Source organism: Paraburkholderia caribensis, from assembly GCF_002902945.1.
GTDB lineage: Bacteria > Pseudomonadota > Gammaproteobacteria > Burkholderiales > Burkholderiaceae > Paraburkholderia > Paraburkholderia caribensis.
The window spans coordinates 1,454,303-1,475,449 of sequence record NZ_CP026101.1 but is presented as its reverse complement, the minus strand read 5'-3'; the positions used below and the strand labels follow the sequence as shown (position 1 = coordinate 1,475,449).

Annotated in this window: 15 protein-coding genes; 5 read left to right on the top strand and 10 right to left on the bottom strand. The window is 65.1% G+C overall.

Features of this window, described 5'->3' with window-relative positions:
- Window positions 1-24: 24 nt before the first annotated feature.
- The 4 genes from frr to rpsB form a co-directional block, all read right to left on the bottom strand.
- Window positions 25-585 (bottom strand): ribosome recycling factor, encoded by a 561-nt coding sequence (gene frr / locus C2L66_RS06545; protein ID WP_054934473.1) that lies wholly within the window; start codon window positions 583-585, stop codon window positions 25-27.
- 94 nt (window positions 586-679) lie between these two features.
- Window positions 680-1,393, bottom strand: a complete 714-nt coding sequence (pyrH, locus tag C2L66_RS06540; RefSeq protein WP_012400732.1) for a UMP kinase — start codon at window positions 1,391-1,393, stop codon at window positions 680-682.
- A gap of 241 nt (window positions 1,394-1,634) precedes the next feature.
- Window positions 1,635-2,516: a translation elongation factor Ts gene (gene tsf / locus C2L66_RS06535; protein WP_054934477.1), complete on the bottom strand. Its 882-nt coding sequence runs from the start codon at window positions 2,514-2,516 to the stop codon at window positions 1,635-1,637.
- A 188-nt stretch (window positions 2,517-2,704) separates the two neighbouring features.
- Window positions 2,705-3,457 carry a 30S ribosomal protein S2 gene (gene rpsB / locus C2L66_RS06530; protein WP_054934472.1) on the bottom strand — a complete coding sequence of 251 codons (753 nt, stop codon included), beginning with the start codon at window positions 3,455-3,457 and terminating at the stop codon, window positions 2,705-2,707.
- A 441-nt stretch (window positions 3,458-3,898) separates the two neighbouring features.
- On the opposite strand from rpsB, the gene map reads away from it, so the two are divergent.
- From map to C2L66_RS42265, 3 genes are all read left to right on the top strand, one after another.
- Window positions 3,899-4,711, top strand: coding sequence for a type I methionyl aminopeptidase (gene map, locus C2L66_RS06525; protein ID WP_054934471.1), 813 nt, complete (start codon window positions 3,899-3,901; stop codon window positions 4,709-4,711).
- Between the two features lie 24 nt (window positions 4,712-4,735).
- Window positions 4,736-7,315, top strand: coding sequence for a [protein-PII] uridylyltransferase (locus C2L66_RS06520; RefSeq protein WP_054934470.1), 2,580 nt, complete (start codon window positions 4,736-4,738; stop codon window positions 7,313-7,315).
- A gap of 1,161 nt (window positions 7,316-8,476) precedes the next feature.
- The gene (locus C2L66_RS42265; protein ID WP_082434034.1) at window positions 8,477-9,379 is read left to right on the top strand and encodes a pseudouridine synthase; all 903 of its coding nucleotides are present in this window, start codon (window positions 8,477-8,479) and stop codon (window positions 9,377-9,379) included.
- A 79-nt stretch (window positions 9,380-9,458) separates the two neighbouring features.
- On the opposite strand, the gene def is transcribed toward C2L66_RS42265, so the two are convergent.
- Together def and ligA are read right to left on the bottom strand one after the other, a co-directional pair.
- Entirely contained in the window at window positions 9,459-9,992 is a 534-nt protein-coding gene (def, locus tag C2L66_RS06505) for a peptide deformylase (protein ID WP_007580570.1), read from the bottom strand.
- A complete protein-coding gene (ligA, locus tag C2L66_RS06500) occupies window positions 9,989-12,040 on the bottom strand; it encodes an NAD-dependent DNA ligase LigA (protein ID WP_060601281.1) in 2,052 nt (683 codons plus the stop codon). Before ligA ends, def begins: the two co-directional genes overlap by 4 nt.
- A 251-nt stretch (window positions 12,041-12,291) precedes the next feature.
- Between ligA and C2L66_RS06495 the strand changes: the two genes are divergently transcribed.
- Window positions 12,292-13,131, top strand: a complete 840-nt coding sequence (locus tag C2L66_RS06495; RefSeq protein ID WP_060601282.1) for an alpha/beta fold hydrolase — start codon at window positions 12,292-12,294, stop codon at window positions 13,129-13,131.
- Window positions 13,132-13,313: 182 nt separating this feature from the next.
- On the opposite strand, the gene C2L66_RS06490 is transcribed toward C2L66_RS06495, so the two are convergent.
- The 4 genes from C2L66_RS06490 to C2L66_RS40545 form a co-directional block, all read right to left on the bottom strand.
- A complete protein-coding gene (locus C2L66_RS06490) occupies window positions 13,314-14,552 on the bottom strand; it encodes a cell division protein ZipA C-terminal FtsZ-binding domain-containing protein (RefSeq protein ID WP_060601283.1) in 1,239 nt (412 codons plus the stop codon).
- Window positions 14,553-14,722: 170 nt separating this feature from the next.
- Complete coding sequence (gene smc / locus C2L66_RS06485) at window positions 14,723-18,241, bottom strand: chromosome segregation protein SMC (RefSeq protein ID WP_060601284.1); 3,519 nt, start codon at window positions 18,239-18,241, stop codon at window positions 14,723-14,725.
- Between the two features lie 167 nt (window positions 18,242-18,408).
- The gene (locus tag C2L66_RS06480) at window positions 18,409-19,386 is read right to left on the bottom strand and encodes a DMT family transporter (protein WP_060601287.1); all 978 of its coding nucleotides are present in this window, start codon (window positions 19,384-19,386) and stop codon (window positions 18,409-18,411) included.
- Window positions 19,383-19,559 (bottom strand): hypothetical protein, encoded by a 177-nt coding sequence (locus C2L66_RS40545; RefSeq protein WP_158512159.1) that lies wholly within the window; start codon window positions 19,557-19,559, stop codon window positions 19,383-19,385. The genes C2L66_RS06480 and C2L66_RS40545 overlap by 4 nt, the downstream gene beginning before the upstream one ends.
- Window positions 19,560-19,837: 278 nt before the next feature.
- Here C2L66_RS40545 and dapC point away from each other — a divergent pair, with 278 nt between their 5' ends.
- Window positions 19,838-21,055 carry a succinyldiaminopimelate transaminase gene (gene dapC / locus C2L66_RS06475; RefSeq protein ID WP_060602709.1) on the top strand — a complete coding sequence of 406 codons (1,218 nt, stop codon included), beginning with the start codon at window positions 19,838-19,840 and terminating at the stop codon, window positions 21,053-21,055.
- Window positions 21,056-21,147 lie beyond the last annotated feature (92 nt).

Sequence of the window (21,147 nt, the reverse complement as noted above, 5' to 3'; positions counted from 1 at the left end):
TGAGGTCTGGTATGCGCCAGGTCCTCAAACCGTCATGATCTCGCCTTCCTTGGTCTGTACGAGCTTGTCGATTTCGGCCACGAATTTGTCCGTCAGCTTCTGGATGTCTTCGCTACCACGGCGCTCGTCGTCTTCCGAAATTTCCTTGTCCTTCACGAGCTTCTTCAGCGCTTCGTTCGCGTCGCGGCGCAGGTTGCGCACGGCCACCTTGGCCGTTTCGCCTTCGCTCTTGACGACCTTCGTCAGTTCGCGGCGGCGCTCTTCCGTCAGCGCGGGCATCGGTACGCGGATCACGTCGCCTTGCGACGCCGGGTTCAGCCCCAGATCCGACTCGCGAATCGCCTTTTCGACGACCGTGATCATCTTCTTTTCCCACGGTTGCACGCCGATCGTGCGCGCGTCGATCAGCGTCAGGTTCGCGACCTGCGAGATCGGCACCGGCGAGCCGTAGTAATCGACCTGGATGTGATCGAGCAGGCCCGTGTGCGCACGGCCCGTGCGGATCTTCGACAGATCGTTCTTGAACGCGTCGATCGAGCGCTGCATCTTTTGCTCAGCGCCTTTCTTGGTGTCAGCCACAGACATGATTAAACCTCCGAACCTTCAAAACGATGCGGGCCCATAAGCGCGCGAGGCGCAGCCTGAGCCCGCGTTCAAGCCCACAGACGTGAAAGAGAGTTTACACGTGGACGAGCGTGCCTTCGTCCTCGCCCTGCACGATGCGCTTGAGCGCGCCCGGCTTGACGATCGAAAACACGCGGATCGGCAGCTTCTGGTCGCGGCACAGCGCGAACGCCGTGGCGTCCATCACCTGCAGATTGCGGCCGATCGCCTCGTCGAAACTGATCGTCGTATAGCGCGTGGCCGACGGGTCTTTTTTCGGGTCGGCCGAGTAGACGCCGTCCACCTTGGTCGCCTTCAGCACCACTTCGGCGCCCACTTCCGAGCCGCGCAGCGCAGCTGCCGTGTCGGTCGTGAAGAACGGATTGCCCGTGCCGGCCGCGAAGATCACGACCTTGCCTTCTTCCAGCTGGCGGATCGCGCGGGGGCGGATGTAAGGCTCGACCACCTGGTCCATGCGCAGCGCCGACTGCACGCGCGCCTCGATGCCGGCGTGACGCATTGCGTCCTGCAGCGCCAGCGCGTTCATCATCGTGGCCAGCATGCCCATGTAGTCAGCCGTTGCACGGTCCATGCCCGCCGCGCCGCCCGCGACGCCACGAAAGATATTGCCGCCGCCGATCACCACCGCCAGTTGCGTGCCGAGCCGCACCACCTCGGCCACGTCCGCCACCATTCTTTCGATCGTCGCACGATTGATGCCGAATGCATCGTCGCCCATCAGGGCTTCGCCAGAGAGTTTGAGGAGGACGCGTTTATAGGCAGTGGGCATAGAGATATCCGGGTCGCGCTGAGCAGGGCAAAAAGCCGCCAAACAACAAGAAACTAACTGTAGGGGTGAAATAGGGGTTCGGGCAAGCGCCGCCAAATTGACGCGCCTCAACCCTTTGATCGAGGCCTGCCAACGGGTGGCTGCAACGCCTGTCGCGCGCACAGCCCGGAGGCGCTGCCGGCCGCGGCGAAGTCCAGCTCCGCCGCGGGTCACACGGTACTGCGTGAAACTTAAATAACGCTTATTGTTGCTTTGCAGCAGCGACTTGCGCAGCCACTTCAGCCGCGAAGTCGTCCTGACGCTTCTCGATGCCCTCGCCGACCACGAACAGCGCAAACTTCTGCACGCTCGCGTTCGCTGCCTTCAGCATCTGCTCGATCGTCTGCTTGTCGTTCTTCACGAACGGCTGGTTCAGCAGCGACACTTCCTTCAGGTACTTCTGCACCGAGCCGTCGACCATCTTGGCGACGATCTCAGCCGGCTTGCCCGATTCGGCAGCCTTCTGTTCGGCAATGCTGCGTTCCTTGGCGATGAGGTCAGCGGGAACGTCGTCCGACGACAGCGAAACCGGCTTCATGGCCGCGATGTGCATCGCGACGTCCTTGCCGACCTGCTCGTCCGCGCCCGTGTACTCGACCAGCACGCCGATACGCGTGCCGTGCAGGTACGCAGCCAGCTTGTTCGACGTTTCGAAACGTGCGAAACGGCGGATCGACAGGTTTTCACCGATCTTGCCGACCAGCGCCGAGCGCACTGCGTCGACCGTCGAGCCTTCCAGCGGCAGTGCCGACAGAGCAGCGACGTCAGCCGGGTTTTGCTTGACGATGAGTTCGGCGACCTGCTTCGTGAAGCCGATGAAGTCGTCGTTCTTCGAAACGAAGTCGGTTTCGCAGTTCAGCTCGACGATCGCGCCGACGCCGCCTTCGATGAACGAAGCGATCACGCCTTCAGCCGTGACGCGCGACGCTGCCTTGCTGGCCTTGTTGCCGAGCTTCACGCGCAGCAGTTCTTCCGCACGCGCCATGTCGCCGTCGGCTTCCGTCAGCGCCTTCTTGCATTCCATCATCGGCGCATCGGTCTTCGCGCGCAGTTCTGCCACCATGCTTGCGGTAATTGCCGCCATCATTCGCTCCTTGAGTCTGTCTGTCACACGCCGCCCGCATTCGATGCCGGCGGCAGGATTTCGTTTCCTGCGCAGCGCACATTTTTCGGGCGCCGCCGCGTGCCCGTTGCGGCACGCTCATTCAGATCGTCGCGACTAAAAAAAAGGGGACTATAGAGAGCCCCCTTTTTTGCCGGACACAGGGTGCTTTACGCTTCCCCGTTGACCTCGACGAACTCGTCGCCGTCGGTGCCGCGGACAGCCTGCACGACTTCGTTGACCGCGTTCGCACGGCCTTCGAGGATCGCGTCGGCCACGCCTTGCGTGTACAGCGCGACAGCCTTGCTGGCGTCGTCGTTACCCGGGATCACGTAGTCCACGCCTTCGGGCGAGTGGTTCGTATCGACCACGGCGATGACGGGCACGCCCAGCTTGTTCGCTTCCGTCACGGCAATCTTGTGATAGCCGACGTCGACGACGAAGATTGCATCAGGAATGCCGCCCATGTCCTTCACGCCGCCAATCGACTTTTGCAGCTTGGCGATTTCGCGTTCGAACAGCAGCGCTTCCTTCTTGCTCATCTTTTCGAGCTCGCCTGCCTCGACTGCTGCTTCCATGTCCTTCAGGCGCTTGATCGAAACCTTCAGCGTCTTGAAGTTGGTCAGCATGCCGCCGAGCCAGCGTGCGTTGACGAACGGCATGCCTGCGCGTTGCGCTGCTTCAGCGATCGTGTCGCGCGATTGACGCTTCGTGCCGACAAACAGGATCGTGCCGCGGTTCGCTGCCAGTTGACGCACGTACTTCAGCGCGTCGTTGTACATCGGCAGCGTCTTTTCGAGATTGATGATGTGAATCTTGTTGCGATGGCCGAAGATGAAGGGGGCCATCTTGGGATTCCAGAAGCGCGTCTGGTGACCGAAGTGGACACCGGCTTCCAGCATTTGACGCATGGTAACTGCCATGAAAATCTCCGCTAGGGTTGGGTCTTAAGCCGGCTGCCGTATCCGCCGCGCCGCCTTCACCGCTTCGGGAAGACCTGACGCCGCGAACACCCTGGGTGCGCCGGCTTGCGAATTCCGCGAACCGCGCCGCATGTTTATGCATGCACGACGCCGCTCACGAAGAAGCCCACCGCCGAGGTGAATGCTGAATATTCAAACTGGCGATTGACTTAGCCAAACAGTATAGCACGCGAGCATTGCAGGACTCAACCTGCCCGGTGGCCCCATCTGCGCCGCGGGTTGCACCGTAACGCCCCGCTCGCGCGCAACCCGGCCGCCCGGCAAGGCCGCGCGCAACGCCCGCCGCAAGCGCCGCTGCCAACCTTCGCGCCCCGCAATTTCCAGCGATCGCGTGAATAAGGTGCGATAATTACACGATAAACCGCATTTCAGGCCCGACTCATGGCTATTACGCTCAAAAACGAAGACGATATCGCGCAGATGCGCATCGCCGGACGGCTCGCGAGCGAGGTGCTCGACTACATCACGCCGTTCGTCAAACCCGGCGTCACGACGGGCGAACTCGACCGTCTATGCCACGAATACATGACGAACGTGCAGGGCACGATTCCCGCGCCGCTGAACTACCAGCCGCCGGGCTATCCGCCGTTTCCGAAGGCGGTCTGCACGTCGGTGAACGACGTGATCTGCCACGGCATCCCCGGCGACAAGGCGCTGAAGAACGGCGACGCGCTCAATATCGACGTCACCGTTATCAAAAACGGCTACTACGGCGATACGAGCCGCATGTTCATCGTCGGCGAGGGCTCGATCATGGCGAAGCGCCTCGTCCAGACCACGTACGAATGCATGTGGCTCGGCATCGAGCAGGTGCGCCCGGGCGCGCATCTCGGCGACATCGGCCATGCCATCCAGAAGCACGCGGAAGGCCTCGGCTACAGCGTCGTGCGCGAGTATTGCGGCCATGGCATAGGCCAGGTTTTCCACGACGATCCGCAGGTGTTGCATTACGGCCGCCCCGGCACGGGCATCGAACTGCAGGCGGGCATGATCTTCACGATCGAGCCGATGATCAACGCTGGCCGCCGCGACATCCGCACGATGCCCGACCAATGGACAGTCAAGACGAAGGACCGCAGCCTGTCGGCGCAATGGGAGCACACTATTCTCGTCACGCCGACCGGCTACGAAGTGCTGACTGTTTCCGCCGGCACGCCCGCCCGCCCGCAGATCGCGGCCGCCGCCACAGCCTGATCCTCTTCCCGCCACCCGCCGCCTATGAGTAGCGTTCACGCTGTCGCCCTTTCCGATGCCACGTCTCTCAAGGCGGACTACAAGGTGGCCAAGACCCCGCTGCTCGATCGCTTCAAGACTGCGACCAATGTCGACACGTTGATGCACGCGCTCGCGCGCATCACCGACGACGCGCTGCGCGGCGCGTGGGCCGCGTGCGAACTGCCTGCGTCGCTGGCGCTGCTGGCCGTCGGCGGCTACGGGCGCGGCGAGCTCGCGCCCCACTCCGACATCGACATTCTGGTGCTGCTGCCCGACGAGCCGGTGGCGCATCTCGAAGCGCGCATCGAGCGCTTCATCGGGCTCGCGTGGGATCTGGGGCTGGAACTGGGCAGCAGCGTACGCACGGTGTCGCAATGCATCGAGGAATCGGCCAATGACGTCACCGTGCAGACTTCGTTGCTCGAAGCGCGGCGTATCGTCGGCAGCACGACGCTGTTTGAGAGCTTTTCGCTGCGCTACCGCGACGCTCTCGATCCCCGCGCGTTCTTTCAGGCGAAAGTCCTGGAAATGCGCCAGCGTCACGCGAAATTCCAGGACACGCCTTACTCGCTCGAACCGAACGTCAAGGAAAGTCCGGGCGGCCTGCGCGACCTTCAACTGATTCTGTGGATCACGCAGGCAGCGGGCTTCGGCAGCAGCTGGCGCGAACTGGACGCGCGCGGCCTGATCACCGACCGTGAAGCACGCGAACTGCGCCGCAACGAAGGCTTCCTGAAGGCGCTGCGCGCCCGTCTGCACGTGCTGGCGGGGCGTCGCCAGGACATTCTGGTCTTCGACCTGCAGAATCCGCTCGCCGAGAGCTTCGGCTTCAAGGCCACGTCCACGCGCCGCGCCAGCGAACAGCTGATGCGCCGCTATTACTGGGCCGCCAAAGCCGTCACGCAGCTGTCGACCATTCTGATCCAGAACATCGAAGCGCAGCTTTTTCCTAGCACGAGCGGTATTACGCGTGTGTTGTCCGATCGTTTCGTCGAGAAACAGGGCATGCTGGAAATCGCCAGCGACGACGTATTCGAGCGCGAGCCGAACGCGATCCTCGAAGCCTTCCTGCTGTATGAAGAGACGCCCGGCGTAAAAGGGTTGTCGGCGCGCACGCTGCGCGCGCTGTACAACGCGCGCGACAAGATGGACCACCGCTGGCGGCGCGATCCGGAAAACCGGCGCCTCTTCATGGAAATCCTCAAACAGCCGCAGGGCGTCACGCATGCGATGCGTCTGATGAACCAGACCAGCGTGCTTGGGCGCTATCTGCTGAACTTCCGACGTATCGTCGGACAGATGCAGCACGATCTGTATCACGTCTATACGGTCGATCAGCACATCCTGATGGTGCTTCGGAACATGCGGCGCTTCGCGGTGGCCGAGCACGCGCACGAATACCCGTTCTGCAGCCAGCTGATCGTGAACTTCGAGCGGCCATACGTGCTGTACGTGGCCGCGCTGTTCCACGACATCGCGAAGGGCCGCGGCGGCGATCACTCCACCCTCGGCATGGCCGACGCGCGCCGCTTCTGTCGCGAGCACGACATTTCCAGCGACGACACCTCGCTGATCGTCTGGCTCGTCCAGCATCACCTGACGATGAGCCAGGTCGCCCAGAAGCAGGACACGAGCGACCCGGAAGTGATCAAGCGGTTCGCCGATCTGGTCGGCACCGAGCGGCGCCTGACGGCGCTCTATCTGCTGACGGTGGCCGACATTCGCGGCACCAGCCCGAAAGTCTGGAACACGTGGAAAGGCAAGCTGCTCGAAGACCTGTACCGTGCGACGCTCGCCGTGCTCGGCGGTGCCCGTCCGGACGCGCATTCGGAACTCAAGCAGCGCCAGGAAGAAGCGCTCGCGCTGCTGCGCCTCGAAACGGTGCCCGAGAACGCGCACCGCGCGCTGTGGGACAAGCTCGACGTCGGCTACTTCCTGCGCCACGACGCCGCCGACATCGCGTGGCAAACGCGCGTGCTGCACCGTCACGTCGAGACGGAGACGCCGATCGTGCGCGCGCGGCCTTCGCCTATCGGCGAGGCGCTGCAGGTGCTCGTCTACGTGAAAGACCGTCCCGATCTGTTCGCGGGCATCTGCGCGTATTTCGACCGCAATTCGCTGTCCGTGCTCGATGCGCGCGTGAGCACCACGCGACACGGCTATGCGCTCGACAACTTCCTCGTTGCGCATACCGAGCAGGACGTCCACTATCGCGACATCGCCAACCTCGTCGAACAGGAACTGGCGGAGCGCCTGAGGGCGGAAGGCACGCTGTTGCCGGAACCGTCGAAGGGCCGTTTGTCGCGCCTGTCGCGCACGTTCCCCGTGACGCCGCGCGTCGACCTGCGGGCCGACGAGCGCGGCCAGTATTACATCCTGTCCGTGTCGGCCAACGACCGGCCGGGCCTTCTTTATTCGATCGCGCGCGTGCTGGCCGAGCACCGGGTCGGCGTCCATGCGGCGCGGATCAATACACTCGGCGAACGCGTCGAGGACGTGTTCCTACTCGACGGACACGGCCTCTCTGACAACCGACGACAAATCCAGGTCGAAACGGAGCTGCTGCGCGCGATCGCAGTGTGAGATTTCATGCGAGTCAAACTGACAGCCAAGCATCCGCGGCCGAGTTCGTCCGAGCGCACCCCTGTGCGTCCGGGCAGCACGACGGCACGCAAGACGACGCGGCCCGCCGCCCCAGCCAAAGGTGCTTCTTCAACGGGGCCGCGCGGCGGCGCCGGCTCAGCGGGCGCAAGCACGGCGCGCCGCGGCGCAACGGCGAGCGGCGAAGTACCGAGGCGCCCTGCCGGCAAGCCGGCGGGTGCGCGTGACGGCGCGTCACCGCGCTTCGGCGATCGGCCCGCGCGTGCAGCGGGCACGGGTTCACGCGAACGCGGCGATTCCGGTTCGTTCGAACGGCGCTCGACGGGTGACCGGACCGAACGACGCGCGCCGTCGGATCGTCCTTCGCGTGGCGACGCTTCGGCGGGCGCAGCGGAGCGCGCGCCACGTTTCGCGCGTGAAAGTGACGAACGCCGTGGGCCTCGCGCACCGCGTGAAGGCGACGAACGCCGTAGCGCACCTCGCGCTCCGCGTGAGGGTGACGAACGCCGCAGCGCACCGCGCTTCTCCCGTGATGGCGACGAACGCCGCGCGCCTCGCGCACCGCGTGAGGGTGACGAACGCCGTAGCGCACCACGCTTCTCCCGCGATGGCGACGAACGCCGCGCGCCCCGGGCTCCGCGTGAGGGTGACGAACGCCGTAGCGCACCACGCTTCTCCCGCGATGGCGACGAACGCCGCGCGCCTCGTGCTCCGCGTGAGGGTGACGAACGCCGTAGCGCACCGCGCTTCTCCCGCGATGGCGACGAACGCCGCGCGCCTCGCGCCCCGCGTGAAGGCGATGAACGCCGTAGCGCGCCGCGCTTCTCCCGCGATGGCGACGAACGCCGCGCGCCTCGCGCTCCGCGTGATGGCGACGAACGCCGGGCACCCCGCGCTCCGCGCGAAGGCGACGAACGCCGCAGTGCTCCGCGTTTCTCCCGTGAGAGCAACGAACGCAGCGCACCCCGCGAACGCAGCGAATCGCCCCGCTCACGCTTCGGTGCCGGGCGCGAAGCCGCCACCGACCGCCGCCCACGCAGCGACGCCCCGGAAGCCCGCGTCGAACGCACCTACGCGAAGCCCGTCAAAAGCGCCTACGCGAGCCGCACCGACGACGCGCCGCCTAAGGCCGCACCGCGCGCAGTGAAAGCAAAACGCGACCCGCGCTCGCTCGACGACAGCTTCGACCGCCCAGCCCAATTCGACCGCGCCGCCCCGAAACCAGCGCGCAAGGCTCGCCCGGAGGCCGCCCCGCGGCATCGCGACGAGGGCGAATACAACGACGCGCCCGGCAACCTGCGCCTGTCGAAGCTGATGTCCGAACTCGGCCTGTGCTCGCGCCGCGAAGCGGACGAATGGATCGAGAAAGGCTGGGTGACCGTCGACGGCGTCGTCATCGATACGCTCGGCACGAAGGTTCGCCCCGACGCCGACATCCAGATCGATCCCGCCGCGCAAGCCATGCAGATGAAGCTGGTGACGATCCTTGTGCACAAGCCGGTCGGCTTCGTGTCGGGCCAGGCGGAAGATGGCTACGAGCCGGCCGTGACGCTCGTCAAACCCGAGAACCATTGGGACGGCGATCACACGGACACGCGCTTCTCGGTCGCGCACCTGCGCCAACTCGCGCCGGCGGGCCGCCTCGACATCGACTCGACGGGCCTGCTGGTGCTGACGCAGGACGGCCGCGTCGCGAAGAAGTTGATCGGCGGCCATTCGGAAATCGACAAGGAATATCTGGTGCGCGTCGCCTACGGCGACGTTGAAACGGACGTCGAACACCACTTCCCGCCGGAACGTCTTGCGCAGTTGCGCCACGGCCTCGAGCTGGACGGCGTGCCGCTCAAGCCCGCAATGGTCAGCTGGCAAAACGGCGAGCAACTGCGCTTCGTGCTGCGTGAAGGCAAGAAGCGCCAGATTCGTCGTATGTGCGAGCTGGTTGGATTGCATGTCGTCGGCCTCAAGCGCGTGCGGATGGGTCACGTCATGCTCGGCGCATTGCCCCCCGGACAGTGGCGCTATCTCGGTCCGGACGAGTCGTTCTGAGATCGGGCGCCGTCCATCGGCGCCGCTCGACATGAAAAAGCCCGCTCGCGCGGGCTTTTTCATTTTCGACGTCTGAAACTCAATCGTCCGATTTCGGATCGAGGTCGGGAAACAGCACCTCGGTAAAGCCGAACTTGGAAAAGTCCGTGATACGCATCGGATACAGCTTGCCGATCAGATGATCGCACTCATGCTGAACGACGCGCGCATGGAAGCCCTCGGCGACGCGATCGATCGGTTTGCCGAACTGGTCGAAGCCGTGATAGCGGATCATGGACAGCCGGCTCACCGCGCCGCGCAGGCCCGGCACCGACAGGCAGCCTTCCCAGCCCTCTTCTGTGTCCAGAGAAACGGGCGTGATGGTCGGGTTGATCAGCACCGTTTCCGGTACGGAAGGCGCGTCGGGATACCGCTCGTTATGGCCGAATCCGAAGATGACGACCTGAAGATCGACGCCGATCTGCGGCGCGGCGAGCCCGGCGCCATTGGCGTCATGCATCGTCTCGAACATGTCCCGGACGAGTTCGTGCAGTTCGGGCGTGTCGAAATGATCGACTGGCTTGGCGATGCGCAGCAGGCGCGGATCGCCCATCTTGAGGATTTCGTGAATCATGTTGTCTGCCCCTCCAGGAGCTTACGCATACCATCTTCGTCGAGCACGGGGATGCCGAGTTCCTCGGCCTTTGCGAGCTTGCTGCCCGCTTCGGCACCCGCCACCACGTAATCGGTCTTCTTCGACACCGAGCCGGCCACCTTCGCGCCGGCCGCCTCCAGCAACTCCTTCGCTTCGTCGCGGCCCATATTGGGCAGCGTGCCCGTCAGCACGACCGTCTTGCCGGCCAGCACGCCCTGCGGCGCCCTCGGCGCGGGCGGCCCTTCAGGCCATGTCACCTTGCCGGGCGCGCGCAACTGCTCGATGACAGTGCGGTTGTGTTCCTCGGCAAAGAACTGATGAATCGCCTCCGCGACGATGGGACCGACGTCGTTGACTTCGAGCAACGCTTCGACCGACGCATCCATAATCGGCGTGAGCGAGCCGAAGTGCTTCGCCAGATCCTTCGCCGTTGATTCGCCGACATGCCGGATGCCGAGCGCGTAGATGAAGCGCGCGAGCGTGGTGTGCTTGGCCTTCTCGAGCGAGTCGATGAGGTTCTGCGCGGACTTTTCCGCAAAGCGGTCGAGTTCGGCGAGCGTCGCAAAGCCCAGGTTGAAGAGATCGGCGGGTGTGCGCACCAGATTCAGTTCAACGAGTTGATCGATGATCTTTTCGCCCAGGCCGTCGATATCGAGCGCGCGGCGCTGAGCGAAATGCCACAGCGCCTGTTTGCGCTGCGCCGGACAGAACAGGCCGCCCGAGCAGCGCGCGATCGCTTCGTCCGGCAGCCGTTCGATGGCGGAGCCGCACACGGGGCATTGCGTCGGCATGACGAACTCGTGCGCGTCGGCCGGACGCCGGTCGAGCAGCGCGCCGACCACTTCGGGGATCACGTCGCCAGCGCGCCGCACGATCACGGTGTCGCCGATACGAATGTCCTTGCGACGCACTTCGTCCTCGTTGTGCAGCGTCGCGTTCGTCACGGTCGCGCCGCCGACGAACACCGGCTCGAGTCGCGCGACGGGCGTGATCGCGCCTGTACGGCCAACCTGCACGTCGATGGCGACGAGCTTCGTCAACGCCTCTTGCGCCGGGAACTTGTGCGCGAGCGCAAAGCGCGGGGCGCGGGACACGAAACCGAGCGCCTCCTGCTGATCGCGGCGGTTCACCTTATAGACGACGCCGTCGATGTCGTACGGCAGCTTGTCGCGCTTCTCGCCCACTTTGTGGAAGAAGCCAAGCAGCCCTTCAGCGCCCTGCACGACCGCGCGCTCGCTGTTCACGGGCAAGCCCATCTCGTGATACCAGTCGAGCAGCTCGCTGTGCGTAGCGGGCAACTCGAAGCCGTCGAGCACGCCGATCCCATAGGCGAAGAACGACAGCGGACGCTGCGCGGTAATTTTCGAATCCAGTTGCCGCAAGCTGCCCGCCGCCGCGTTGCGCGGGTTCGCGAACTCACGCTGTTCGGCGTCGCGCTGACGCTGGTTCAGCTTGTCGAAGTCGCGCTTGAACATCAACACTTCGCCGCGCACGTCGAGTAGCTTCGGCACGCGCTTGCCCTTGAGCTTCAAAGGTATAGAGCGGATGGTACGCACGTTCTGCGTCACGTCTTCGCCCGTCGCGCCGTCGCCGCGCGTGGACGCCTGCGTGAACTGGCCGTCCACGTAGCGCAGCGAAATGGCCAGGCCGTCGAACTTCAGTTCGCACGCGTAGTCGACGGTCTCTTCGTGCAGCGCGTCCGACACGCGCCTGTCGAAAGCCGCGATGTCTTCATCCGAAAAACCGTTGTTCAGCGACAGCATGGGCATGTCGTGCACGACGGGCTGAAAGCCGCTCGCCACTTCGCCGCCGACCCGCTGCGTGGGGGAATCCGGCGTGATGAGATCGGGATGCTCGCTTTCGACCTGCTGCAGTTCCTTGAACAGCCTGTCGTATTCCGCGTCGGGCAAGTCCGGCTGGTCGAGCACGTAGTACGCGTGGTTCGCGCGCTCGAGTTCGGCGCGCAGCCACAACGCCCGCTCGGCGGGTGCGCTGGTTGCTGGATCAGGGACGTTGGTTCGGGCCATGCTGTCAGCGTTTCGCGGATGGTAACGGGATGTCAGATTATCTCAGGAAGCGCTTCCTGTCGCATCGGCCGGATGGCCAGTTTCGTGCGCGCGCAAACCCAGCACGACGGTATTCCTACAAGTCCTGGCCGATCGGCTAGTTCGCGCGCAAACCGTTGACAGCGCGCGGCTCGCAATGCGACCGTGTCGCCTGCCGTCCATCGCGTGCCTTGATCCACATTGGCACGCATCGACTGGGAGAACCTGTCGCCATGCCCGCTATCGCCGTCCGCTTCGTTCGCTTCGTCCATTCGCTGCTCGTGCTTCTGGGTGCGCTCGCCCTTTTGAGCGCACCAGACGCAAGCGCGAGCGAGCAAGTGGTCAGCGTGCCGCTCGCCAAGGGCGCGTCGATCTCCTATCTGCTCACGCAGCAGGACGGCAGCGCGCCGCGTTGGGTGCTGGTGATGTTCCCGGGCAGCGCCGGAGATCTCGAACTGTCGCAACAGCCCGACGGCACGATCCACATGCGCGAGAAGAACAACTTCCTGGTTCGCGCACGCCAGCTATTCGTGGACGCGCAGTTCGCGACGGCGATCGTCGATGCCCCATCCGATCAACCTCGCGGCTACTCCGATGCGTTCCGCGCGTCGCCAAGTTCCGCGCGGGATCTCGCCCAGGTCGCAGCCAGCCTGCATGGCCGCCTCCCTGACGCGAAACTCGTACTGGTCGGCACGAGCCGCGGCACGATCTCGACGGCTTATGTGGGCCGCGCGTTGCCCGATGTCTGGGACGCCGTCGTGCATACGTCCACGCTCAGCAGTCCCGCACGCGGCCGCGCCACGCCGTTGATCGGCTTCGATTACGGCTCGATTCGCCCGCGCCAGCTATTCGTGCACCACGCCGACGACGGCTGCTTCCTCTGCTCGTATGAAGCGCTACGACGCATCGCGGAGAGCGGCCAGTACGCGCTGATCACCGTGCATGGCGGCGATGTGCGCGGCGAACCTTGCGAGGCTTCGTCGCATCATGGGTTCTATGGAAGGGACAAGGCAGTGGTCGCCGCGATCAAGGCGTGGATCAGCGGCCAACCATGGCAGGACGACGTGGGATAAGGCCTGCCGCAGTGTGCGCTGCAAGCACCTGTGCGAAAGGCGAGATTCAAATGAAAACCGCCTGAAGCGGCGGCGCGCGACAGGCGGTTTGTCCGGGTGTTGGCCCTGTTGTTGGCCCCGTTGTTGGCCCTGTTGTTGGCCCGGCGAAGACGAAGCTTCGTCGCGTAACCTGTGTTGCAGGCTTACTGGCTGAACAGTCGCCGCGTTGCTGGCGAGCCAGCGGGAATCCCCGCCTGCTCGAGCTTCGCGTAAAGCGTCATCAACTGTTGCTCGATCGCGAGCAGCGCACTCTCCGGCAGCGGCCGCCGGCCATCGTCGACCACGCGCCCGCCGATGCGCTCGGCCAGCGACTTCGCGTAATCGCACATCAGGCGGAACGGCAGGATGTCTTCGTCGGCGACGGGCACGTCGAGCACCAGCGTGATCATCTGGCCGCCTTTGTACGTGAGGTCGTCGCGCAGGAAGTTGGTGTCGCCGAACTGCAGCATGAACACCGGGCTTTGCTTCACGTCGAGCTTGACGAAGCGCGTGCCGTCGCGCGACAGCAGCAGCCCGTCCTGCGACGCGACGGCCTGCACGTAGTTCGCCGACCACGGCGCGCCGTCGGACAGCACGTTGATCGACAGTTGCGCGTCGCATTGCGCAGCAAAGCCGTCGAGCTCGCGCGCCATCGACACCGTTTCCATCATGTCCGGAAACTCCGGCGATGCGTCGAGCGCATCGGCGAATTGCTGGACACCCGTAACGAACTCGGAAAACTCCAGTTCGTTGAGCGGGCCGCTGCGATTCGCAAGCTGCGCAGCCGCGCGCAGGTCTTCGTAGCGCACGCCGTTTTGCAGAAGTTCCCACGCGCCGCCGCCTTCCGGTTTGCCCTCGATGTGCACCGGCTTGCTGCCCGCGCGGCGCAGACGCTGCGCGAGCGGCAGCACCTTGTCGCCCGCCACGGGAGACGACAGCCTGATCGGCACGATACAGTCGATACGCCGATCGACGATCGCGGGCGGCGCCGACGAAATCGTCGTGGCAGCGGGCAAAATCGGCTCGTTGCGCTCGTCGTCGGCCTGCACTTCGGCAGCCGGCTGAGCGGCTTCTTCATCCTCGGGAAAACCGTTCGGCGAGGTGTTCTCTGCCTGAATGTCCGCTGGCGTGTCGAGCGGCGCGGCGCCGCCGAAAGTCGGCTCGACGCGCGCGGCTTCCGCCGGCTCGCCCGCGGCGGATTCGCGGCGCGTCGTCGGGCGCGCCGGCTCGATGAACGGGCTTTGCTCGACCTGGTCGTCCCGGACGAGCGGGTCCGCCGCATCGGCGGGCATCGGCCGCGGCATCCTGCGGCGCACCTTCGCACCCTGCCACGCGTTGTAGACCACCACTCCCCCGACCACCACGGCGCCCGCGCCAATCAATCCGAGTGTCAACTCGTCCATGCACGCTCCATCTGCAATTCTTTTCGTCGTTGCGCGCAGCGCCAGGTTCGCGCGGCTGGCAGGTGACACCGTAAGTGACACGCGCCGCCGCTGCGGGCACAGACGCGCAGCGTATTCAGAGTTCTGTTTCAGCAACACCCGCGCAGCCGAAGCGACGCGCGGGTGGACGTTTAAACGATATTCTGGACAAATCCCGCAGCCGTTTCCATGTCGACGGCCACGATCCTCGAGACGCCCTGCTCCTGCATCGTCACCCCGATCAGTTGCTGCGCCATTTCCATCGCGATCTTGTTGTGGGAAATGAACAGGAACTGCGTCTTCTCCGACATCGCACGCACGAGATTCGCGAAACGTTCGGTGTTAGCGTCGTCGAGCGGCGCGTCCACTTCGTCCAGCAGACAGAACGGCGCCGGATTCAGCTGGAACATCGCGAACACGAGAGCCGTCGCCGTCAGCGCCTTTTCACCGCCCGACAGCAGGTGAATCGTCGAGTTCTTCTTGCCCGGCGGCTGCGCCATCACCTGCACGCCGGCGTCGAGAATCTCGTCGCCCGTCATGATGAGTTTCGCCTGGCCGCCGCCGAAGAGACGCGGGAACAGCTCGCCGAAATGATGGTTCACCTGGTCGAACGTGCCTTGCAACAGCGTGCGCGTTTCCTGGTCGATCTTGCGGATCGCGTCTTCGAGCGTTTCGATTGCGTTGGTCAGGTCGGCCGATTGCGCGTCGAGGAAAGTCTTGCGTTCGGACGCCGCCTTCAGCTCGTCGAGCGCGGCCATGTTGACGGGCCCGAGCGCGGTGATCGCGTTGTTGATGCGCGTGACTTCGCCCTGCAGGTACGACGGCTTCATGTCCGGCGTGAGCTTCGCCTGCAAATCGGCTTCGTCGACACCCGCCGCCGTCAGCTGCTCGATGAACTGCTCGGCGTTCAGGCGTGCCGCCTGCTCCTTCAACTGCAATTCGGTGATGCGGTCGCGCAACGGCTGCAATGCGCGCTCGGTAGTCAGACGCAGTTCGTCCGACGCACGCAGCTTCGCCGTCAGATCGTCGAGTTCGAGACGCGCCGCGTGCAGCGCCTCTTCCTTCGTGCGGCGGATTTCGAGCGCGTCCTGCAAGCCGGTGTGCGCCGTCTGCTCGTTGATGGTTTCGAGCTCGGCGCGCGCGTCTTCGAGCGAACCGGCGACGCGCTCGCTCTGCTCGTGCGCGACCTGGATGCTGCGCTTGAGCTCGTCGATACGGTTCGCCGAGTTGCGCGCGGCAAAGCGTGCATCGGTGGCGGCACGGTCGAGATCGCGTGCTTCGTTGCGCGCGTTGCCGAGTTCTTCGTCGAGTGATTCGAACGCGAGCTGGTTGTCTTCGAAACGCGCCTGCAATTGCGCGAGTTCGCTGTCGTGACGCTCGAAGTTCGCCTCCGATTCGGCACGCAACGCGCGTTGCTCGTCGATCTGCGCGGTGATCTCTTCGAGCTCCTCGCTGATCTGCGTGCTGCGCTGCGTGTAGCGTTCGTGCGCCTGCGTGAGCTTGAGCACGTCCATCTGCAGCGCGTGCACGCGCTGGGTCGCGCGCTCGGCCTGCTGGCGCACTTCCGTCAACGCGTTCGATGCCTGCGTATGCGCGGCTTCCGCGCGAATCGCGGCCGCCTTCGCCTCTTCGGCGAGCAGCGCCTGCGCGCGCACCTGGCGCGTCAGGTTTTCGATTTCCTGCTGACGCGCGAGCATGCCTGCCTGCTCGGAATCCGCCGCGTACAGTTGCACGCCGACGCGCGTCACCACGTGCCCGGCCTTCACGACGAACGCGCCGCCTTCCGGCAATTGCGCGCGCATCGACAGCGCCTGGGGCAGATCGTCGGCGATGAACGCATTGCCGAGCCAATCGTTGAGCACCGCGCGGATGCCAGCGTCGTCGATGCGCACCAGGGAAAGCAACGGCCGCAGCGACGCCGGCGCCGCCACCGGCTGACCGGCCGCGGGCGGCGCGTAGAACGCGAGCTTGGCGGGCGGCGCGTCGCTGACGAAGTGTTTCACCCAGTCGAGATTCGACACTTCGACCGCGGCAAGACGCTCGCGCAGCACGGATTCGAGCGCCGTTTCCCAACCGGCTTCGACATGCAGCTTCTTCCACAGACGCGGCAGCGCGCCCAACTCGTGCTTGTCGAGCCACGGCTGGATCTTGCCTTCCGTCTGCACGTTTTCCTGCAACTGGCGCAGCGCGCCCAGACGTGCTTCGAGCTGATGGATCTGCGCGCTCTCCGCCTGCACGCGTTCCTGCGCGGCGCGGCGCTCGCCGTCCAGACGCGGCAGCGTGTCCTGCGCATCGGCGAGACGCGCTTGCGCTTCGCTCAGAATCTCTTCGTGCTCGGCAAGCTGCATGCGCAGTTCTTCGAGCTGCGCCTCGTCGGGTGCGTCGAGCCCGCCCGCTTCCGTCTTCAGACGTTCCTGCCGCTGCTGCAACTGCTGCAACTGCTGGTCGGCGTTGCGCTGGTGCGCGGCTTCGAGCTTGAGCGCCTGCTCGGTCTGCGCAATGCCCGCGCGCTCTTCATTCAGTTGCGCCTGCGCATCGCGCCAGCGCGCTTCGAGCGCGGGCATCGCGTCGTGCTTCGCGGCCGCCGTCTCTTCGGCGATCACCGCCTTCTCTTCGCCTTCGCCGAGCTGGATTTCGGCGTCTTCGAGATCGTCCTGGGCCTTCTGTGCCTGCGCGAGCCACTGCTCGCGCTGCGCCGTCAGCGCGGCGATCTGCGCCTGCACGCGGTTGCGCGATTCGACGATGAACTTGATTTCGGCTTCGAGACGGCTCACTTCGGCGTTCGCTTCGTACAGCGCGCCCTGTGCGCCCTGCATCGCGTCGCTGGCCGAATAATGCGCGACGCGCAGCGTTTCGAGCTGCGCTTCGACTTCGCGCAGCTTCGCCGTTTGCGCTTCGAGGTCGATCTGCGCCTGTTCGATCGCGCGTTTCTGCCTGTCCTGCTCGGTGCCCGCTTCGTTCTTGCGCAGCAGCCACAACAGGCGCTGCTTCTCTTCGCCTTCGGCCTGCAGTTGCTTGTACTTCGTCGCGACGACAGCCTGCGCTTCGAGCTTTTCCAGATTCGCCGTCAACTCGCGGACGATATCTTCGACGCGCGTCAGATTCTCGCGCGTGTCGTGCAGACGGTTCTCGGTTTCGCGGCGGCGTTCCTTGTACTTCGACACACCCGCGGCTTCTTCGAGGAACACGCGCAGTTCTTCGGGCTTCGCCTCGATGATCCGCGCGATCATGCCCTGCCCGATGATCGCGTACGCACGCGGCCCGAGGCCCGTGCCGAGGAAGATGTCCTGGATGTCGCGGCGGCGCGCGGGGAGATTGTTGATGTAGTAGCTCGACGTACCGTCGCGCGTCAGCACGCGCTTGACGGCGATTTCGGCATACTGGCCCCACTGGCCGGCGGCGCGGCCGTCGGCGTTGTCGAACACCAGTTCGACGCTGGCGCGGCTACCCGGCTTGCGCGCCGTCGAGCCGTTGAAGATCACGTCCTGCATCGATTCGCCGCGCAGCTCCGAGGCGCGCGATTCGCCGAGCACCCAGCGCACGGCATCGATGATGTTGGACTTGCCGCAACCGTTGGGACCGACCACGCCGACGAGCTGGCCCGGAACCTGGAAATGCGTGGGATCGACGAATGACTTGAAGCCAGCGAGTTTGATCGAGGTCAGACGCACGGCGATTTCGCTGTTTGAGAAATAATTTATGGAAACGGAACGCGCGGGTTCATGTGCGAACCGCCACGAGGTTCACCCCCCGACTGACGGCACGATGTAGCGCGAGCCCGCTGCGATTCCGGCGCCGCGGTGCGCCCTACGCTGCACCGCCGGCCAATGAGGGGCAATCATACCATCGCGCGTGGCCGATTCTTACCGTTGCCGTCGGCGTTTCCGTCCTTGCCCGTGTCCGTCTTCTCCGCAGCCTTCGCGCGATGCACCCAGCTCGACAGCGCCGACGCCAGCACGATGCACGCGCCGCCCGCCCATTCGCGCGGACCAGGGACTTCGCCCGCGAACAGCCATGCCGTTAGCGCCGTAATGACGATCTCGAACAGCATGATGATCGACGCCCGGTTGGCAGGCACGCGCGCGAGTCCGTATTGCACGAGCATGTTGTTGGTGGCGAGCACGAAGCCGATGGCAAGCACGAGAAACACGGCCATGCCGATGTGCTCGCCCGCCGGCGGCGCGGGCATCGATTCGAAGAACGACGCGCAGCCGCCGAAGATCGCCGCGCCGCCGAAGATCACGGCCGTGCGCATCTCCGCCTTCATGCCGGGCAGCACGCGGCTCGTCTTGAGGATCAGCACGTTGCTCATCGCGAAGGACATGCCCGCCGCGAGCCCCGCCCATTCGGCGAGGCTGCCGGGCACGGGAATGCCGAGTTGCGGCGACCACAGCATCATCATCGCGCCCGCTAGCGACAGCGCCGCGAGCCCCGCGCCCGCCCACGTCAGGCGCTCGTGCAGGATGAAATGCGCGAACAGCGCGGTCCATGCCGGCGTCAGATAGAAAAGCAGCAGCACGCGCATCACCTGGCCGTGGATCGCGCCCCACACGAAGCCAAGATTGGTGATGCCCGCGAACAGCGCGAGCGCGGGGAGCAGCCAGTGCCAGCGCATCGTTTTGATCGCACTGCGCCGCACGAGCAGCACGAACAGGCATCCCGCGCCGCTCGTCAGCGCGCTCGCGGCCGTGCCCGTCACGCCCAGCGCGTGCAGCATGCGCAGCGGATACCAGACCATGCCCCACACCGACGCGCCCAGCATGATCGCGAGCGTCGGCCACGCGTTGCCCACAGTGTTGCGAAGCGAGAGATTCATCGCGCGGCGCTCCCGCCGGCGCCCAGCGTGTCTTGCATGACTGCCTTGCGTTGCGTGTTGCCCTTGTTGCCGTTGTTGCCCTTGTTGTACTGCTGATTGCCGCAGGCGGCGCGTGATCGCTGCCAGCCGTTGCCGCTGAATCCGTTACCGTTGCATCCGGTGACTGCCCGCATTGTGTCTCCGCTTTCTTCTGTGTGCCGGGCGCACCGCGCCGGTCGCGCCCATCTCGTTGCCGGCGCCGCAAAGCCTTGTCCAGATGGACGATGCGCCGTGCCGCAGCCCGCCGACACGCTATAATCGACCGCTCGTCGCCGGTGCCGCGCAGCCGTTTCGATGCCGCCGCATCCGAGGCCTTGCGCATCGTGTCCGCCGCGCGCCGCTTTCGCTGTGTCAGCCTGTGTCCGTCCGACAATCCGTCCTGCAACACGCCGAACCTACGCCGAACCGCCAAGTGAATCCGCTACTCGACTCCCTTCAGTCCTATCCCTTCGAAAAGCTGCGCCTGCTCTTCAAGGACGTCACGCCGCCCGCCAGTCTCGCGCACATCAGCTTCGGGATCGGCGAGCCGAAACATCCGACGCCCGAGCTGATCAAACAAGCCGTGATCGATTCGCTCGGCGGTCTTGCAGCCTATCCGCTCACGCTCGGCACGCCGGCGCTGCGCGAAGCGATCGCGAAGTGGGTCGGACAGCGCTACAACCTGCCGCACGTCGACCCCGCCACCCAGGTGCTGCCCGTGTCCGGCTCGCGCGAGGCGCTGTTCGCACTGGCGCAGACGGTGATCGACCCGAAGAAAAACGCTCGCGGCGAGCCTGCGATCGTACTCTGTCCGAACCCGTTCTATCAAATCTACGAAGGCGCGGCGCTGCTGGCGGGCGCGCAGCCGTACTTCGCCAACAGCGACCCGGCCCGCAACTTCGCGTGTGATTACTCCGCCATTCCCGACGACGTCTGGGCGCGCACCCAGCTGCTCTACGTCTGCTCGCCGGGCAACCCGACGGGCGCCGTGCTGACGCTCGACGACTGGCGCGAGCTGTTCGAACTGTCGGACCGTCACGGCTTCGTGATCGCGTCGGACGAATGCTACTCGGAGATCTATTTCGACGAGGCGCGTCCGCCGCTCGGCGGTCTGGAAGCGGCGCACAAGCTCGGCCGGGGTTTCGAGCGGCTCGTGATGCTGTCGAGCCTGTCCAAGCGCTCGAACGTGCCGGGCATGCGCTCGGGCTTCGTCGCGGGCGACGCGGCCATTCTCAAGCAGTTCCTGCTATACCGGACTTATCACGGCGCCGCCTTGTCGACGGTCTTTCAAACTGCGAGCATTGCTGCGTGGAGCGACGAAGCGCATGTGCGCGAAAACCGCGCAATGTACGTGCAGAAGTTCTCGACCGTCACGCCGATGCTCGCCGACGTGCTCGACGTCAGGCTGCCCGACGCCGCGTTCTACCTGTGGGCGAACGTCGCGCGCACGGGCCTGTCGGACGACGAGTTCGCCCGCCGCCTGTACGCCGACTATAATGTGACGGTTCTGCCCGGCTCGTTTCTCGCGCGCACCGCGCACGACACGAACCCCGGTCGCGATTTCGTCCGCCTCGCCCTGGTCGCGGGCGTCGACGAATGCACGGAGGGCGCGCGGCGCATCGTCGAGTTCTGCCGCTCGCTGAAAAGCTAGATCCGGCATTTCTCACAGGCCGCATGGAGCGCCGCCGTTGCGCTCCGCTCTCACCCGCTTTCCGATTTCAACCTTCTCGAAAGAGCACCACG

Coding starts and splice junctions, on each gene's coding strand:
- frr (WP_054934473.1), bottom strand. CDS start 585: ATGTCTGTGGCTGACACCAAGAAAGGCGCTGAGCAAAAGATGCAGCGC.
- pyrH (WP_012400732.1), bottom strand. CDS start 1,393: ATGCCCACTGCCTATAAACGCGTCCTCCTCAAACTCTCTGGCGAAGCC.
- tsf (WP_054934477.1), bottom strand. CDS start 2,516: ATGGCGGCAATTACCGCAAGCATGGTGGCAGAACTGCGCGCGAAGACC.
- rpsB (WP_054934472.1), bottom strand. CDS start 3,457: ATGGCAGTTACCATGCGTCAAATGCTGGAAGCCGGTGTCCACTTCGGT.
- map (WP_054934471.1), top strand. CDS start 3,899: ATGGCTATTACGCTCAAAAACGAAGACGATATCGCGCAGATGCGCATC.
- C2L66_RS06520 (WP_054934470.1), top strand. CDS start 4,736: ATGAGTAGCGTTCACGCTGTCGCCCTTTCCGATGCCACGTCTCTCAAG.
- def (WP_007580570.1), bottom strand. CDS start 9,992: ATGATTCACGAAATCCTCAAGATGGGCGATCCGCGCCTGCTGCGCATC.
- ligA (WP_060601281.1), bottom strand. CDS start 12,040: ATGGCCCGAACCAACGTCCCTGATCCAGCAACCAGCGCACCCGCCGAG.
- C2L66_RS06495 (WP_060601282.1), top strand. CDS start 12,292: ATGCCCGCTATCGCCGTCCGCTTCGTTCGCTTCGTCCATTCGCTGCTC.
- C2L66_RS06490 (WP_060601283.1), bottom strand. CDS start 14,552: ATGGACGAGTTGACACTCGGATTGATTGGCGCGGGCGCCGTGGTGGTC.
- C2L66_RS06480 (WP_060601287.1), bottom strand. CDS start 19,386: ATGAATCTCTCGCTTCGCAACACTGTGGGCAACGCGTGGCCGACGCTC.
- C2L66_RS40545 (WP_158512159.1), bottom strand. CDS start 19,559: ATGCGGGCAGTCACCGGATGCAACGGTAACGGATTCAGCGGCAACGGC.